The following is a 16,441-nucleotide window of genomic DNA, read 5'->3' as shown; positions in this document are numbered from 1 at the left end:
TTTCAAAGCGTTTCGGTGGGATGTTTTTATGTCTCCACCAAGGCTCTCAGCTTGAATCGTAGCTCCTCCTGGGTATGCACGGAGCTAAGGCCCAGATCAGAATCAGTGCGTATCAACCGTCGATCGTGATCTGGCCAACTTTCAAAAGGATCATCATCCAGGGCGATCCAATTCGTCAGGCCTGCCCTAGTTACTGCAGCACGGATCTGCTGATAGCGACTGTACATGTCATAGCCTTCAAGAGGTGCCTTGGGCATCCTTGAATGCCATGTACTGCTCACGGTGAGATCCTGCAACTCTGGCGGTAAGGCAGCGCGTGCACGGCGATAACCGAGGATGCGCACCCAACTTGTCGATAAGCTGATTTTGACGTGAGGAAATTCTCTCAGTATCGCTATCAGGATTCCGGCATGCATCATGAGTTGCCCGGGCGCACGCAATTCCAAACCACGCCGGGTACGGTATACGTCGTCCGGGTGCAGCACCCCGTCAAAATCGAGAAATAGCACTCGATCATTCGGCTTCAGCCGGCTGCTTGTCGGGCAGTTCGAATCAAGCATGGTAAAGATCTCTCAAAGCCGGCCTTCCTGGCAGTTAGCTGCTTACCCTGGGGGAGCACTGCCGTATGCACTCAATCAACTCCTTCAGTAGCTCGTCAAGACTGACCAGGCCATCCGCATATCGCTGCAGCTCAGCAAGGTGCGTAGAGGAAGGCCTCACACCATCGAGCAGCTGACAAGCAAGAACCTCCGCCACTGCTTTGCGACGTCGTTCGCGCTCGAGATCATCGGTCTGCACGTGCAACCTCTCCTTCGCTCAGAAAGCCTCCATCAAAGGGGAAGCCTGGTATGAAGCACTTATTTGAACGCCTTGCTGAAGCGCTGTGAAAGTGGCACAGGATCGATTACTGCCCAGCTTTCCGGTTGGCTACTTTTTCGAATAAAGTTGATCGCACATCCAACCATGAACACGCCAGCAGCGACTCCTTCCCAAGCCGCAGCCTTAAACGTCGCCGGAACGAGATAACTCGGGTTGACGCTACCCGTTATGAGGTGGATCGGATAAGGCGAAATGAAGCAACCAGCAACGGCCACCGCAATCATCAAGGGTACCGCTGCAACTAGCATCAGAACCGGTACTTTGATCTGGTACTGCTTCGCCGCGACAAGCTTGCCGCTCGAACCCTTTACTGCGTAGATGATGGCTTTGTTTTCAGTCTTGTCCTTTTTCTTCGTGAAGATGCCGTACAGGGTCACTCGCTCCCCCGCCTCAATCTCTTCAAAAATCTTTCCTGGCAGCAAAACATTTGGCAATACCTGCCCATCGATAACGATGCGCGCGGTCACAGTCCCCTGCTCAGTAGCAATCACTCTTGGCTTCTCGATCACTCCAGTGACCTGCCGGCAATCAAATCGAATCAAAATGTGCTCCTGCAATTTTTAAAAGGCGTAGCCAATCGCACTGCCTGAATGCCAGCGTGGGTGAAAGTGTTGAGTCGGTTACGCTCGAAACGAAAAAACGGTACTAAGTCCTGCTGGCTTCCTTAACCCATCACCAAGCAACAGGTAGACCGTGCTTTTGGTTTCAAACAAGCACGGGTGATCATGCGAAATTCCGAAATTGGTGCGCACCCAGTGGCCGGGAGAAAAACGTCGGCGGCTGTCCAGGACGACCTCATGGGAGTAGACAGCATTTGGTAGCAGCCCCATTGATGCGAGTCGATCCTGCTCCGCCTGAGTGAGCTGGAGATCAGCGATGATCCATTGCTTCACTAGGCAGAAAGGTTTCCCCGGAAAAGTCTTTTCGGCGAGCCCTATTATTTCTTCTTGCGCGCCATGCCACCCATGAACGACTTCCCCACTTCCGTAAAAAAACTGACCAATCTCATCAAGTGTTACTGACATGGCGCCTCCAGTGTTTGAACCATCATGTGCGTGCACTGGTGTAGATATGGCCCGTTCCGGTGATGAACTCGTAGACAGGGTTTTCCTCGGTGCCAGGCTGGATGCGAATTTCAGAAAGAAGCTCCATTGCGTATGACCCCTGCTCACGCTTAGTGGGTGGAAGTATGAGATGGATGTTCGTCACGATCAGGAATTCGCCCTGCTCCGCTGCACGCATCATCTGAACGGTTTCCACATCCGTAACTAGGTGAGCAACCGGACTAAAGCCACCATCCTCTAATCCCATTCCCTCAATCAGAAACGAGTACTGGCACCGACTGATATCGACCGACTTCCAGAACATTCGAGTGCTGTCCGGACTTCTAAATTGCCTCTGCAAATTGCTGCTATTGGTTACAAACACTGCGGATAAACCCTATTTCAAATCCTGCCAAGCTCTGAAGAAGCTCAGCGTAGGCAGCCTTCGATTGACCCTGCTCATGCTTCTGGCAACCGGTTAGGGATGCTGCCGAAAGGCACGCGATTCCTTGGCGCTATGCATCCTGTTGAATGGCCATCATAAGCAAATATCCCACCATTAACAATTAGAGATATTTGGTGGGTCAACGCGAGTATGGCTCTATCCTTTATTTTGAGAAATTGAACGTGAAGGAAGAGCTAGCCGTCACGCTGCGCGCCATCCGGCAAATGAAAGGATTGGGTTATGAGGCCCTGGCGGGAACCATCAGCCAGAGCAACCTTAGCTTGCTCGAACAAGGGAAAATCCAGGCGACGCTACCGACCCTCGTCAAGATCGCCGAAACGCTCGATATCAACCTTCTGACTCTGTTGGCGTTGTGCTTGGCGATCCGTGACAAAGAGGCTCCTGAACATTTGATAAAAAATGCGCAGAAAGAGCTTCAAGGCTTCATCGAATCTGGTGGCCTTAAAATCATGGAGGATCAGATTCAAGACGGCGCATTGAAAAAACGATCTCGAGGAACTCGAGCGGATGCTCAGAGGGTTAGTGCCGTTGTTGAACTGAAAAAGCAGGGTTTGACACAAGCCGAAGCTGCGCGCGCACTAGGTTTGCCCACATCGACTGTTCAACGGTACTGGCAAAAGGAGTAAGCCTTTTAAGGCAGAACCTCCACCACGACGCGCCTCATCACCACACTATTTATCCACTACACTCGCCCAGCCGGTTATCTAAGGCAAGACTGAGTGTATGAGGAAAACCTAATGCTGCGCTCATGCTAACGCGTGGATCACTTCGGACGTCTGGCGTTGCATTGGGAAGAAAATGGCGTTCTTGCTTAATGCAAGGCCAACGATACTGGACAGCCACAACCTATACTGTGCCCATTAGCCTGTGAAAGGGTAAGCAATCCAGGCTCTATAGCCGGCTGCTGTCCAGAGATCTAGTGACAGGATTCCTGTCGACCTTTGCGTAATCTATGAACGTCTATCGTGTATGGTTCATTCGCGTCACCGTTGCCGAAAGGATCCTGAAGAGTGCTTCCAAACTGATCCTATAGGGGTCGTTGATCAAAGCTAGCTCATCGCATCCCCAATCAAAAAGGCAACGTAGCAGGCGGTTTTTAAACACCTGTTCGTCGATCAAATTCAACTTTCGTTTGTACCTCCAGTTTAGGGAGGCACATAGCCGATCTGGATCTGGATACCGAGTCGAGAAGTCTGGTTCTACCGGCATTACGCCGGAGAACTGGCTGACCATCGGGTTTATAGTTGAAGGCCATGAACACTTCCCTGACTCCTGCGCTCTAAGGGCGAGCAATGCTCGTTGGTAGAGATCCACGCCCGGATAGCCGAATGAGGACGAGTAAGTGAGGATCTGCCCGGTTCGCGCGCTTCCTACAAAGCACAAGGTCACTTGGCGTGATTCGAAGCTCCTCGGTAAGCTGACACGAATGGATGTCGTCAGATAAACAGGAAACAGATAAGTCAGCATCATTTCCTTACACATAGCGCTTAAACGCCTATGTTCGATAGTGAAAGGAGACTGCTCTCGTACAACTCCAACTGATTATGCACCCATCTACCTAACTGCGAATTTATATCAATAGTCCGCCATATTTGCGCGCGATCAGTGGCCCTATAGTAGTCCCTACCCCTAGCTGCTTGAGCATCGCTGGGTTCGATCCAGCCGAGCAATAGCCCACTCAAATAAAGCGCCCTCGCTCTCGCACTGCACGACACTCTGTAAACCTCGAAAAAGAATGTCACATAGAAGCTTAGGCCATGCTTTGGAAAACAATCGGGGCCTCCGCATCCCGACATATCCACATTGCGGTATGAAGCGCTGAGGCAAGGTAGAAGCATCGTTCTCATTAGAGTAAGCATAAAATTGTCCATCTGCTGAGCCACATCGCTATGGGGCGCCCTTAGCCGGAGATCCATGTACCGCTGCTGCACATCCAAAGACAGCCTCAGCAACTCTGAATCAGCTTCACATGCAAGATCATATCGGTCGAAAACCCTGTCTCTATTGTGGTGCCACATGAAAAGCCGGAACCCATAATCTTCGTTGGTACTGTATTTTACGGGTGCGTCTCGCAAAAGAACCTGGTGCGCAGCGCAAAAGGGTTGAAGAAGATATCGCCACTCCAATTTGCATACAAATGAGCGGGTGGTCTTGAGACCTTCTTCCAAACATGCATAGCAATAAGAGCGCCGATATTTAATCGGAACTAACGGCTGCTTACACGGGCCGAACTTCTCGGCAAAACGCTCTCTCGCAACACCATGCTGCTTGATGAAAGATGGCAGCTTCACGTTAGTTTCCATAAAATCAGGATCACTTACCGATGAATGCGTTGCATGAGCCCACATCTCGCCAGCCTCAAACTCCCCAATGTGACTCGCGTCAAAATATCTATTACACATTCCCTGCAAAGCAATCCTGTACATCCAGGACGAAAGGCTTTCTCCCTCCGAAATCTCAGGAATAAACATTTGATTGCACCTCAAATTTGATTTCCTCCCTCGACATGCATCTATCCGTTATTTTTTGCGCCCCCTTCCCAAACAAAACCCTAAGCACATAAATATCTTGAAGGATATCGATTACTCGATCGATCTCAAAGTCAGCCTCTTTACAGAGGCTAAAAATACATTTACTCATAGGGATGTCTAATCGAAAGGCACTATTATTCCAACGCCAAAAAGACTCGATAATCTCAGTGCAACTAGAAATATTAAGCTGCCGCTTAAGCCCTATCCGAAAAAAATTTGAGCTACTAGTTTCTATATGCTGCTGCAACGATGTCGAGCGTGTTGAAATAATAAAGCAGAATCGCGCACGACTCTCCGTCATTTTTCTTATCTGTTCCGCGACATGTAGGGATTCCACCTTATTTCGCACAATCACATCCAAATCGTCGACCGCGATCATCGTCTGGGCAGTGAGAAATGAAAACTCCGCTAAGTAAGCGGGCACGTCTTGCAGGGAAACGGAAGGTTCTAGAAGTGAAAATGCAGCACAAACTCTATCTATAAAAGTGATGTCGTAATCATATAAATTATTCATCACGGTAATCCCAGAGAAGACAGGGTCAGCCACAATAGCTCTAAAAAAAGTCGTAATACCGCTTCCCGCAGGGCCGTCAACCAGAATCACTTGGCCGCCCTCTTCGTTCTGAATATACTTTAGCATTTGGGAAAAAGCGTTACGCCAAGACTCGCTAACATACTGGAAGCCGTGACGGCCTTCCAGTACAGTGCGAGCAACTTGCAGGGAGTGCTCTTGATTCAAGACATGTTCCTATTATGCTGTAGCATCGGCATCTTCGGCTCGCAGGGCGAAGCTGAAGTCTTCCATGATTGATTCGATGTTATCGATATGGGAATGCGTAATGTGCTCGCTGCCGTCAATGACTGCTGCCATCGCGGCACTCTGCAGGATTTTCACAATGTTGTCAGTTAAACCCAAGCTTTTGTCCAAAATCTTCAAATACAGGATCTGGTCTTTCAAATTGGTCGCTTTCTTCAAAGGCAACCGATGGATGTAGCTTGCGACAAAACTTCTAAACTCAGCGCCGTTCTCCCAACTGGCCAAATGTTTTACCGCGTAGCGACGCTCCAATTGCTGATCTCGGCGAAGAACATCTGCAGCATCTTCTACACCAAATGCGAAGACCGAAAGCCCATAAATATCACTAGAAAGATTCTTCAAAAGTGACAAATTCACGCTTTGCTGTGCAGCCGTCAACGTCAATGCGTCGTGCACCTCATCGATGACAATGCCTCTGATATTCTGCGATTTGATTCTACTTTGAAGTTGTGGGGTAAGATTTCCGCCTTGACGCGCAAGCTTACCGACTCCAAGGCCCATCGCAACAAGAATCAGGTCGCGCAAACTATAGTTATTTGGATTCTGATGCATGGTCACAAATATCAACTTGTCATCAGCGTACAGATTACGCTCCTTGAGTTGGTTCACCATTGCAGACTTGCCCGCGCCGCCTGCTGCTGCAACGATCATGCAAGGCGCTACAATCCTGTTTTTCATTTTCATAGAGAAATGAATCTGACTGATAACTCGTTCTGCTGCAGGATGCGGCACCCAGAAATCGTCAGAGCACGAGATCATTCTATTTTCATCGGAAAGCTCAAAATGGTGCTGAGCAGCCTGATGCACATGCGGATAAAGATTTTCGCTCACAGTAAATTTCCAATTTAAATATTTACATATAACTTATTCAAGGCCAAGGACTCAACTTGCATATCATTCACTATGACAGAGCCTGCGGAAGTGGCATCAAACCTATTGACACCTTTCCCGTTGATTAAGTTTTTTCAGGCAACGAACAAGGCGTGCGCAAAATTTTACTTCTGAGAATTTATAATATTGCGATACGCCTTATTCCAATTTTCAGACAATAAAATCCGTACTCGCGCTACTGAATCACGCAAGTGGATTACGTTTTATTTGATCCATTAACGGCGTCTTTATGCATTAGCTTTTGCTAAGATTTTAGCCTGCTGTCCAACTCGGGCTACTCAAACTGGGCTGTTGCTTCACCATCGAATAGGGGCGCTGTCGTAGATAACCGGAAACTCGTCGTCGCGAGCAACCTGCTCCTTACGCTGCAAGAATGCAATGACATCAAAAACATTCGATGTAACTTCCCTAGCGACCTTGCCCAGCTTAGGCTTCGTCTTGGGATTAATGGACGTATGGAGTTTTTTCGATTCAGTTGCGTTGTCTGAATTGGCTGCAACAGAGCCAGATTTAGCGTTCTGTGTTCTGTAGTCCTCCATACCTTTCTCGCGTTTCTTCCTCTGTTTCTCCTGGCGCGTAAGCTTTGATTCCTCTTCAGCAGCTTGGTGAAATTTCCCAGCCGACTGCGCCCCTGAAGTGCTCATGGTTCCGTCCCGGTCTCCTTTTTGTTGACGCTGCCAACGATAAATCTCTAGGTCGCTGCTTCTGTTAAATTTGTTCCTTACACACGGAATCTTTTCCCATTTACCGTCAAACTTAACCATTACATAGCTCATATCATAAGGGTCATATTTTACTAGAACCTTCTGTCGAACCTTACTCTTCAAGGCTGATGAGAAGTATTGCCTACGAAACATACCTATCCCGTCAGGGGTGATTTCCTTACCTGAGACTTCAGGATAAAAGGTGTACTTGAAGTGCTCATGCTGAACCACTGGCAGGAGCCGATAAGCTGGATGCTTTTCATAATGCTTGTTCCAAGCTTGGCTAGGACTTTTACCTAACGCTGAGTGCTTCGTCTCATGATAAGCATGTATGGCATATACCATCATCTGACGCAGCCTTGTTAGGGTAATGCTGGCGGTCTTCTCACTGCGAAGTGACTTGCGTTGAACTGTGTTCGAACCAGTACTACCAGGTAGTTGGTGGATCAAATGGATCATCTGTTTGCCAATCAGGCTTTCAATGTGCCCACCCTGATGCTTCTTTCCAATCATCCGATGCTCAACCGTGATACCGAAGCCTTTTGCATTAAGAACGAAAACGTCCGACGTGAATTCCTTCGCGTTGTCGGTATGGATCGTCTCCGGCAAACCGTGCATAGGCCACAAATACGTCGGTAATCCCCACCTTTCCAGCATCTCGTCCTTCGGCAGGGCGCAGTTCTCCAATAACATAGCGACTGTCACTGCGCTGGGAGGGAGGAAGGACAGGTAGAACCCGAGAATTACTCTAGTATGAATACAGATTGCCAAACTGATGTAGGGACGACCGATAATTTTTGTCCTATCGTCCTCATCGACTAACAGCATATCCACAACCGTGTGGTCAATCTGCACCCACTCCAAAGGGCGGTTCGTTACTTTGTAGCCTGGACGAAGTTCAAAACGCTGAACCGCTGCTTCCTTCCCGTGTTTCATCTTGTAGAGAAGTTCTGACGGTTGCTTTTTAATCCATCGTTTGACCGTGTGATAGCTCGGTCTCAGAATTTGACGGCTGTCACCCTCGGTCTGACAAGCTCTCCAGACCGCCCCATAGGTTCTCGCCTGAGGGTAGTGCTTAAGGAACATGTCCTCGATGAGCCGCTCCACGTCATTCTGAATCGCATTTGCGCCGAACTTTCTTCCGCTACGATCGCCTACGATGGCGCGGTAGCTCAGAGACCCTCTCGACCGTTTGAGCAACTTGTAGAATTGTGACCGGCTGATCGATAGGATTTCTAGAGCCTGCTGGAATTCTAATGCGCCCGAATTGAAATCTTGAATGACCGTGTAACGCTTGTTCGCCAGCTCATGTCGTGTTATCTCTGAGTCTAGGCTTTGTGAGTCCAGAACAGTTTTTTCATGCAGCATTACGCTTTGGGATATTTCTTCCATTGAACCTTCCGTTCACTATCTGCTCGATGTGCCACGCCATTAGATCCGAAGAGCCGCAAGCGAGCGCACACTGAGTTTGTGCTTAGTTTTTAAAGAGCGGGTGTTGCATACTTAAGGAAATACATTTTTCAGAGCAGCTCTGATGTTTTTGGTTTTGTGCATCGATCTATTCTCATGTGGTGAAAACCAATCTAGTAAAACTTTCAATGGTTGAACTTGTCAACTTTGACGCGCTCGACAAAATCTGACCGCCACCATTATTTTATATATGCCATATATTGACTGATTGGCAATTTATGATATTTGTTTTTTTGACCGAAAGCCCCGTAATACGGGGCCTCTAGAGCTGGCTGATTAATATTTGGCTCGAATAAATCTCATCTTTCGCGAGATCCGATTATGACTTCCATTTTGAAAATCTGCGCAATTAGACATCCTAATATGGCAAACCAATCGAAAATTTCTATGTAAGTTTCCTTTCGCGATTTTTTTCAAGCGCGCCAGGAACAATTGCATATATATTGACAATTTTTTAATGCAGGCGGCGGAAGTGACGCGCACATTTGGCACTAAATGACAGAGTTCAATTGTTATATATTGACAGCGAGACCATTGAAATCATGTACAACAATCGTGAGATTTTTTTGTAGTGCGAAGAAATAATAGCGATAATTCTCCGAAGAATTGGCTCTCTTCGTGAGATAAAACCAGAAAAAGTCTCAACATTAGCGCACTGGGGGGCTGCGCCCCCGGAAATCATGGCTTTGGCAATGTCTCATGATTTTGCGACTGCCTCACAACGGGCCATGTCCTTCGTGTTCATGGCGAGTCATTGAATGAGGTGGCTGCCGATGAAGCTGATTCAATGCCGTTTCTCTTCAGGTCAGCGTGTACCGCTGCTCGTGCAGACTGGAGATGCGGAGCCTTTGCCCATACTTGTCCCGTTCATCTACGTTCAACTCAAGCTAAGGTACCGCGCTTACAACACTACTGCGGCACATCTGCGCGCGATCCAAGCTTTCTACATCTATGCCAAAAGCCGTGACCTCAATATTGATGACGCCATCTTGGCCTGCCACTTCGAGTCGATTCTGGCTTTACTGGATGGTTACGCCATCTGGCTCCAAAGCGGCCGTCAAGCCGACAACCTGGTCGCCCGAATCGGCAAAGCTGCAACGGCACCTTTTCCGCAGATCGATCCGCGTACCCGTGACCAGTACCTGCGGTTGCTGAAGCAGTACCTGTCCTGGTGCGTGACTCGTTACATTCCGCGCGCCCGTCAGAACTCAACCACCCTGGCTAACATCGAAGTTGTATTTGCCGATGTCGCCGACGTCATTGAACGGCGCTTTGAGAGCCATATCATCAATCTTCGTCCCGACCGCACTCGTTACCGCAGCCTGACAGATATGCAACTTCAGATCGTTCGTACACTGATTCGCCCGGGTGCCGCGGAGAATCCGTTCCCGGAACGATTGCAGTTGCGCAATTGGCTAATGATTGAATTGCTACTGGAGACTGGTATCCGTCGCGGAGAGCTTCTGAAGCTCTACACCACGGATATTAACCAGGGTTCTCAGCATGCCTATGTCAGCATCAATGACCGCGAACATGATCCAGGCGACCCACGCGCTGAAGAGCCTGCACTGAAAACACATGGGCGGACCGTAGGCATCTCCACTCAGTTGTATGAGGTCTACGAGCGATATATCCAGAGCGAACGGCGCCCTCTGCGTCACGGCAAGCCGATGAAATTGATGTACCGCTATTTGTTCATCTCGGATCGAGGCCGTCCGCTGTCCATCCGCGCGTTGTCTAACGTTCTTGATCGGCTGTTTCTGACCATTGAACTGGCTCGTCCGGGATTGTTGCCTACACTTTCCGCGCATGACTTCCGCCACACCTTTGCCGACCGGTTTTTGTCTTTCTTGATCGAGACGCGTGGGTACCTGCAACGCTCGCAATGCGTAAAGCCGAGACTTCCCTAGCAGGGCCTCCGCCGAGATTGCTGATGGCACTTCCTTGCGCAGCTTTTTTACGTCACTTCCTGTGTTAGCCATGGTTGCCTTTCTCCATTACGGTGACCCTAAGGAGTTTCCGCTCAGTGCTTCCCTGTGCGGATCCGCGGCGATGTAGAAAACGCCAGTTATCAAGCAGCAAGAATTTCCCGGCCTGCCAAGTGATTGCCTGTTCGTCTGAGGGCTCAAAGAGATCGATCGCGCGCACGATTTCCTGAGCGCCGGCATCCACGGGCGTCATGCAGCCAGGGTCGAACCTGTAGTAACGGTCAGAACTTCCTCGAGCCGCAGCGTAAAAGCTGTTGCCGCCATTGGTAATCCTGAAAACCGATGACCGAGCGCCATCTACATTCAATGGATCGAATGTGCTCCCCTCGCAGAAGAGCGTTTGAGCAGTGCAAGGGGCGGTCTCCAAGCAACCCATAACGATGTACCGTGGCGGCGTACTCCAGTGGGCCCCGTCGGTATGCCATGGGAATGGGCTCAACCCATAGCGGACGCTGAGAGAGCGCCGGTTCGCAGATTGCCTATCAGTAGGAATCAGCACATCGACCAAAGGTCCCCGGCGTCGCGTTGCCTTGGGCTGCCCGAGGAGACAGGCAATATCGAGCGCAGCTTGCTGGATTACGGCAGCGCCATCATCCGGCAATTGAAAGATCGCCCATCCGTTTGAGCTCAAAGCTGATAGGGCATTCTTGATGAGATTCAGATCCTCGTTTTCTTCAACGCCAAGGTGCTGAACAAACCAGAGGTGATGATCAGTCAGCTCGCTAGCAAGGTGGATGTGGAGTCCAATACCATCACTGACCTCGCGACCATTGAGGTGATCGGCGCCCAGCTACGTGCGCTTGCTGGCATGGCTCGAGAATACTAAAGCCGGGCTACCCAACCGAATTTTCCCCGCGCAAATCACGGGCGCCTGACCGATCGAGCGATGCCTGAGCATCTGTTAGGATTGATCACGGCGACGCCAATCTCGACTTGGCGGCACTGGGCAAGAACGCAGTGCGGCGAGGCGGAATAGACTGAGTCCCTTGCTGCTTGAGAAAACGTCCCGCCCCGCCCCCATTCAGTAAAAGTGACCTCGAATTGAATACTAAGCCCTCCGCAGATTCCTACAGCCTCCAAAAGATCTTCAAAGAAGAAACGGAACAGTATGAATGGTCATCTCTGTTCGACTTCTCAAGGCTTACGGCTACCGATGCCGTCATCACCGAAAGGCCGGATGGGGACGACAGCTTTTCAACAACGCTTTGGAACTATTGTTTTCCACCCATAGCCTCGACCTCCCGGTGGCATTACACAAAACTCTCAACACTGAGAAGCATTGCCCAAACCAGATCAATTCGATTGCATGCCGTAGAGAAGCGCATGGGTGAAGGTGAACTCACCTCATTCGCAGGCCAGTTCGGACTCCTCGGCTACCTCACCCCTAAATCTGACGGTAGACGCGTGATTGATAACCTTGCGCGGGATCTGTTTTACCTGTCGCTGGCCTCAGGGGACGAGCCGGGCCCGCTCTGGTCGTTTGGAGAGGTGCGACTGCGACTGTTGATCGAGCCCGTCCTGCAGCGAGCGGAAATTCGACAAATCAGGTACAGCGAGATCGAATTGAGTCATCCATTTCGGGTGTTCAAAAAGATTGCGTCCGATCGATTTGATCGCTTTTTCACACCGAAGGGGGTATCGCGCATCGGAGCGTTCGCCTTACCTTTTTACTTGGATGAAGAAGCTGAAGTACGGTTATTGGTCAAGAAATTTGGCGATGAGGACACCACAGAAGTAAACATCAGTGGCCAAGATCGGTACATTTGCGTACCGCTCAACAAGGAGCATGATCGGGTGAAGATAAAATTGCTGGAGGTTCAGTGCAGCGATCCCACTGCCAATTCTGAGGTCGCTCAAATAGTGGCTTCGATGGCCGACCTGGGTGTGCAATTGACCGAATTCACTGAACATCAACGCTAGCGGTATCTAGGAGCCGCGTAGTTATAGCCGCCCTGCGTGAGTCAAATTCACAGGACTATCCGCCTGATGTGATCGCTCAGGTTGAGCAGAGCTTTTCTCCTGAACGCGGCCGCACAACTGAGTGATGGCAACTCTCCTCGAGCACCTCAGATCAGCTACCTACCTGGAAACAGGTGACTGCACTATAGAGAAAGCCCCCGAGAGTGGCTTTAGCTAACTGCCGGGGCGTCGTGGTACTCGGCGAGCCCGGATGCCATCTCTAGGGAGTCAATGATGTCAGCTCTCGTTTGGAGAATTTTGTATCCCTTGGACGTGCTCGTGATGATGGCATCAGCGTCTCTTCGCTATGCAACGCCACTCGACATCACTCGCTGCTTAGAGAGATCGCCCAAGCACCTCTCGCCCAAATGCGCAAAGATGTCGACAAACGGGATGTAATCCTTGGTCACGAGCTCACTCTGGATTCTGAGGTAATCCAGAGTGCTGAGCTGCAGACGCTCGTCCTTGTCCTGCTCTCGGACGACCTGATGTGCGTCCTAGAACGGCTTGTGCTCTCGACGCAACTGGATCGAAATCATCTTGGCGCAGCCCGTTTGAGCGAAAACCACAGCGACGCTCGCTACGTATGGAGCCCTCTGCTGCAGAGTAGGATGAAATTTGATGTGCCAGGATTTGAGATAATCGCGGGCTTTCCAAAACAAACTCAGTGATTGCATAGCGCGCTTCGCCATGCCATTCCTCAAGCCTATAATTGCAGTCGTAGCTCGCATGCCCCGCCGAGGGCCAGCGCATTAACGATCTGCAAGAGGTTCTGAAATTGGCATTCACCCGCCCCCACTCCAACGAAGCGCTAAGCACCGCTGACGCGATACGATGCCGCATAACTGGAGCCTACGACGAGAAATACGGCCCCGATGGCTATTATTTTGAAGACCTGCTAGGCGTAGACAGAGACCTCTTTGAAATTGCTTACAAGCCAGGTAAGTGGACACTGCTTCATCGGTTCACCCTGAGCCATCTGTGGGATCAGTGGAACTACCATCGGAAGAAGTCGGGCGAGGAATTTATAAAGGACGCCCACCGGCTGTTATTTCACCACAAGACTTCATTCAGCATTCGGGGTTATCCCGACCTCTCAGCTCACAAGGATTACCTCTTCGAGCAGCTCCTGCAGCCCTTGAAGCAGATTGCTCACGAGGTCTTCTGCATCCTCTTCAGCGACAAAGAGTTGATGCGAACTTTTTCGATCAAGGTGTCTGAGGCTATCGCTAATGCCTGCCCATCAGAATACCCAGATTACCTGGAGGACATTGGCATAATGAAGCGCTCTAGCTTCTGGCCAACCTGGCTAAGAGAGGCGCTTTTCTACAGAGAAAATGGTCGCTGCGCGAAGTGCTCATCGAGTCTGACAGGGGTGTTTGACCCAACCCTGAAGCCACAGGTTGACCACATTGTGCCCATCAGCAATGGTGGTACCACTGACCCGACCAACCTCCAGTACCTCTGTGAGCCTTGCAACAAGAAAAAAGGCAACCGCAGCAACGAAGCTGGCGGGTTCATCTATGTTCCCTGGGAATACAGCCACAGCAAGCTTTCAAGAATCAGAATAGATTAGGGGCAAATGCAGTACGAGGGATGCTAGGCTGGGGAGCTCTTGGTAGGGCAGCCTGGACGCCACTTCAAGCGCCAGGTCAACCAGCTTGTCTTACTAAAAACCGCCTGGCCCGAAAGGCATGACAGCTCCGATTCAACAGCGATCGCGCTTGGTCGAAACCACCGAGAGGTGAACCACGATATCCAGTGACAAAGCCGGCAGTGTTGAGCCCGGCAGCCAGGTCTTTCTGACGCTGCATCATGGGTAATCGAAGCAACGCCTGAGTTCCGGACATCAGCACTTTGCCGGTATCCAGGGTGTACTTGTCGTCCAGCAACGGAACAGGAGCGCCGTCGCGTCAGCATTCCAGCAGTTTCTGACTTCGGCGAACGAGCTCTAGCCTTGGGGCAGCGCTACTGAGCTGTCATCACACCAATGCCTGCAAAAAGTCCAGGAAGCTTTGGGTGGTAGCGCTGCGCATTTCCCGTGGGTGGGCTACTACGTGAAACTGCCGGCTTGCCCACGCATCCTTCAAAGGGATTCTGACGAGGGCTGGCCCTTCTGGCGACTCGCAGACAGCACGATTAGGAATGACAGCGATGCCTAGCCCGCCCTGAATGGGTCTATCTGGACTTCCCAAGGAGCGCAAGGATCCAGTCCTTGCTGTATTCCGTGGCATGAGCGATGCCATGTTCAGAGTGACGTCCATCGTGATGGCCTACTCGCCAATCGGCGTTTTCGGCATGATATCGGTGACGGTAGCCACTTTCTGTTTCTCCTCACTGCATGACTGAGGTGACGAGCGTCTCTGTCCCGGGTCACGTATACGCCACTCGCTTGAATATCGCTCCAACCCCATCACGGCTTTGGAGTATCACCTGGTCACTGGATGTCATTTTTCCGTCTCCGGAGCTCGTCGCATTGTCAGGCGATTGGTTCAGTATCGGCGGGGTCTCAGCAACTGCCGGGGCATTATCTGTGAGGAGGTTTTCAAAGGCCTCCTCCAGTACGTCGAGCCTACAGAACGGCTGCATTGTCCACGCACCTTGACCGCCCAAATCTACAATTCGGCGTCCGCCTGCGTACACGGCGCCAAAATCATCGATGTCTACTGCACTTAGACGAGCATCATCCATCTCAGCTCTCGCCAACCCCAGAGGCCCGCCAATGAAGTGGCTTGCCATTGAGTTCAACCCTAAGAGGTAGAAAGCATTGGTGAAATTGATTTTCTGAACAGCTTTTATCGCTTTGCTGGTGGTGCTCACTCGGGTCGAACCCCCAGTACCCGGCGGAAGAGTGGAGCCTGGAAATCGTCCGTGGGCGGTTACTAGGCCGACACCATTCGGATTTGCCAGCGAGGCCGCGATAATACGCCCCTCGGTAGCCATGCCCCCGCCAGCTAGCTTGACCAGTCTGTTTGAGTAGATTTGACGCTTCCACTCATTTTTGGCGATGAGTCGGACTTCCTTCATCGTTCGAGCAGACCCCTTAGCATCGACTAAACATATGTTGCTCGAGGAAGCAAACACAAAGTCAGGCGCAGGGGCTTTAGCTGGGGCTGAACCAGAAGCTTTAGGCGCCGACGCTGAGGTGCTTGTGGTCGAAACTCCGGGAGACGTGCAGTCTTCCCAATGACCGCACCACGCATAGCCAAGATCTTGCATTTCCAAGTAAGCTAAAGATGCACCGATTGTTCCTTTGATGCTTGAACCAATGAAGTCTTTCGCATGATAAAAGTTATGATGAAGGAAAATATTATTAATGGGCTTCACACTCGCGCTGTGAAAATTCGGTGTAAGGTAGCATAGAGCAGCGGCGCCCAACCCTTGCCCTGCTAACTGCCCTCTTAGCCCAATTTTTTGCCCGAGTATTGAAGAGCGGGTGGACGCATAAATAAAACGCAGTGGATCAACCACTAGTGGTGGCCCAGGTGGAACAACTGGTTTATCCCATGAGGCTTTCTTTCGAACTTGTTTCAATCTGTGAAGTTCGTAACGTGGAATATCCTTGATTCCGTGGAACCACATTGGGCCGTCTCCAGTCGTCTGTACATGGTGATGTAATGAATATTGATGATATCATGGCGCCACCTCGGAGTACTCCGAGACAGAAGCCGTGCCACCAATTCGTTAGAATAC

General features: G+C 50.5%; 14 protein-coding genes and 2 pseudogenes. 6 read left to right on the top strand and 10 right to left on the bottom strand.

What is annotated here, in order from left to right; all coding sequences use genetic code 11:
* Nucleotides 1-26: 26 nt before the first annotated feature.
* The 5 genes from KI231_RS14350 to KI231_RS14330 form a co-directional block, all read right to left on the bottom strand.
* Complete coding sequence (locus KI231_RS14350) at nucleotides 27-560, bottom strand: HAD domain-containing protein (protein WP_213028677.1); 534 nt, start codon at nucleotides 558-560, stop codon at nucleotides 27-29.
* 34 nt (nucleotides 561-594) lie between these two features.
* Nucleotides 595-756, bottom strand: coding sequence for an antitoxin VbhA family protein (locus tag KI231_RS30330; RefSeq protein WP_502937321.1), 162 nt, complete (start codon nucleotides 754-756; stop codon nucleotides 595-597).
* 101 nt (nucleotides 757-857) lie between these two features.
* Entirely contained in the window at nucleotides 858-1,421 is a 564-nt protein-coding gene (locus KI231_RS14340) for a hypothetical protein (protein WP_213028675.1), read from the bottom strand.
* A gap of 78 nt (nucleotides 1,422-1,499) precedes the next feature.
* Nucleotides 1,500-1,904: a DUF6957 family protein gene (locus tag KI231_RS14335; protein WP_213028674.1), complete on the bottom strand. Its 405-nt coding sequence runs from the start codon at nucleotides 1,902-1,904 to the stop codon at nucleotides 1,500-1,502.
* A gap of 22 nt (nucleotides 1,905-1,926) precedes the next feature.
* Nucleotides 1,927-2,247 (bottom strand): hypothetical protein, encoded by a 321-nt coding sequence (locus KI231_RS14330; RefSeq protein WP_048401981.1) that lies wholly within the window; start codon nucleotides 2,245-2,247, stop codon nucleotides 1,927-1,929.
* 254 nt (nucleotides 2,248-2,501) lie between these two features.
* Between KI231_RS14330 and KI231_RS14325 the strand changes: the two genes are divergently transcribed.
* Nucleotides 2,502-3,014: a helix-turn-helix domain-containing protein gene (locus KI231_RS14325; protein WP_241485744.1), complete on the top strand. Its 513-nt coding sequence runs from the start codon at nucleotides 2,502-2,504 to the stop codon at nucleotides 3,012-3,014.
* Nucleotides 3,015-4,845: 1,831 nt separating this feature from the next.
* Here KI231_RS14325 and KI231_RS14320 read toward each other — a convergent pair.
* From KI231_RS14320 to KI231_RS14310, 3 genes are all read right to left on the bottom strand, one after another.
* Nucleotides 4,846-5,658, bottom strand: coding sequence for a hypothetical protein (locus KI231_RS14320; RefSeq protein WP_213028673.1), 813 nt, complete (start codon nucleotides 5,656-5,658; stop codon nucleotides 4,846-4,848).
* A 12-nt stretch (nucleotides 5,659-5,670) separates the two neighbouring features.
* A complete protein-coding gene (locus tag KI231_RS14315) occupies nucleotides 5,671-6,567 on the bottom strand; it encodes a TniB family NTP-binding protein (RefSeq protein ID WP_249412137.1) in 897 nt (298 codons plus the stop codon).
* 356 nt (nucleotides 6,568-6,923) lie between these two features.
* The gene (locus tag KI231_RS14310; protein ID WP_213028672.1) at nucleotides 6,924-8,723 is read right to left on the bottom strand and encodes a TnsB C-terminal domain-containing protein; all 1,800 of its coding nucleotides are present in this window, start codon (nucleotides 8,721-8,723) and stop codon (nucleotides 6,924-6,926) included.
* 851 nt (nucleotides 8,724-9,574) lie between these two features.
* Here KI231_RS14310 and KI231_RS14305 point away from each other — a divergent pair.
* The 4 genes and pseudogenes from KI231_RS14305 (at nucleotide 9,575) to KI231_RS30005 (ending at nucleotide 14,324) form a co-directional block, all read left to right on the top strand.
* The gene (locus KI231_RS14305) at nucleotides 9,575-10,711 is read left to right on the top strand and encodes a tyrosine-type recombinase/integrase (protein ID WP_213028671.1); all 1,137 of its coding nucleotides are present in this window, start codon (nucleotides 9,575-9,577) and stop codon (nucleotides 10,709-10,711) included.
* 1,119 nt (nucleotides 10,712-11,830) lie between these two features.
* Nucleotides 11,831-12,709 carry a hypothetical protein gene (locus KI231_RS14295; RefSeq protein ID WP_213028669.1) on the top strand — a complete coding sequence of 293 codons (879 nt, stop codon included), beginning with the start codon at nucleotides 11,831-11,833 and terminating at the stop codon, nucleotides 12,707-12,709.
* Nucleotides 12,710-12,732: 23 nt separating this feature from the next.
* Nucleotides 12,733-12,813 (top strand): annotated as a pseudogene (locus KI231_RS30010) (GNAT family N-acetyltransferase); the annotation flags it as partial.
* 713 nt (nucleotides 12,814-13,526) lie between these two features.
* On the top strand, nucleotides 13,527-14,324 hold the full coding sequence (locus KI231_RS30005; RefSeq protein WP_249412136.1) for an HNH endonuclease: 798 nt from the start codon (nucleotides 13,527-13,529) through the stop codon (nucleotides 14,322-14,324).
* Between the two features lie 406 nt (nucleotides 14,325-14,730).
* Here KI231_RS30005 and KI231_RS30325 read toward each other — a convergent pair whose 3' ends face one another.
* Entirely contained in the window at nucleotides 14,731-14,982 is a 252-nt protein-coding gene (locus KI231_RS30325) for a LysR substrate-binding domain-containing protein (protein WP_502937315.1), read from the bottom strand.
* Here KI231_RS30325 and KI231_RS14280 point away from each other — a divergent pair.
* A pseudogene (locus KI231_RS14280) lies at nucleotides 14,921-15,088 on the top strand (cation:dicarboxylate symporter family transporter); the annotation flags it as partial. The gene KI231_RS30325 and the pseudogene KI231_RS14280 overlap by 62 nt on opposite strands.
* Nucleotides 15,089-15,121: 33 nt before the next feature.
* On the opposite strand, the gene KI231_RS14275 reads toward KI231_RS14280, so the two are convergent.
* The gene (locus KI231_RS14275) at nucleotides 15,122-16,330 is read right to left on the bottom strand and encodes a hypothetical protein (RefSeq protein ID WP_213028666.1); all 1,209 of its coding nucleotides are present in this window, start codon (nucleotides 16,328-16,330) and stop codon (nucleotides 15,122-15,124) included.
* Between the last annotated feature and the right edge of the window lie 111 nt (nucleotides 16,331-16,441).

It is taken from the genome of Pseudomonas sp. Seg1 (genome assembly GCF_018326005.1).
In the GTDB taxonomy this organism is placed as follows: Bacteria; Pseudomonadota; Gammaproteobacteria; order Pseudomonadales; family Pseudomonadaceae; genus Aquipseudomonas.
The sequence above is the reverse complement of the archived record's forward strand: the minus strand, read 5'-3'. Positions and strand labels throughout refer to the sequence as shown.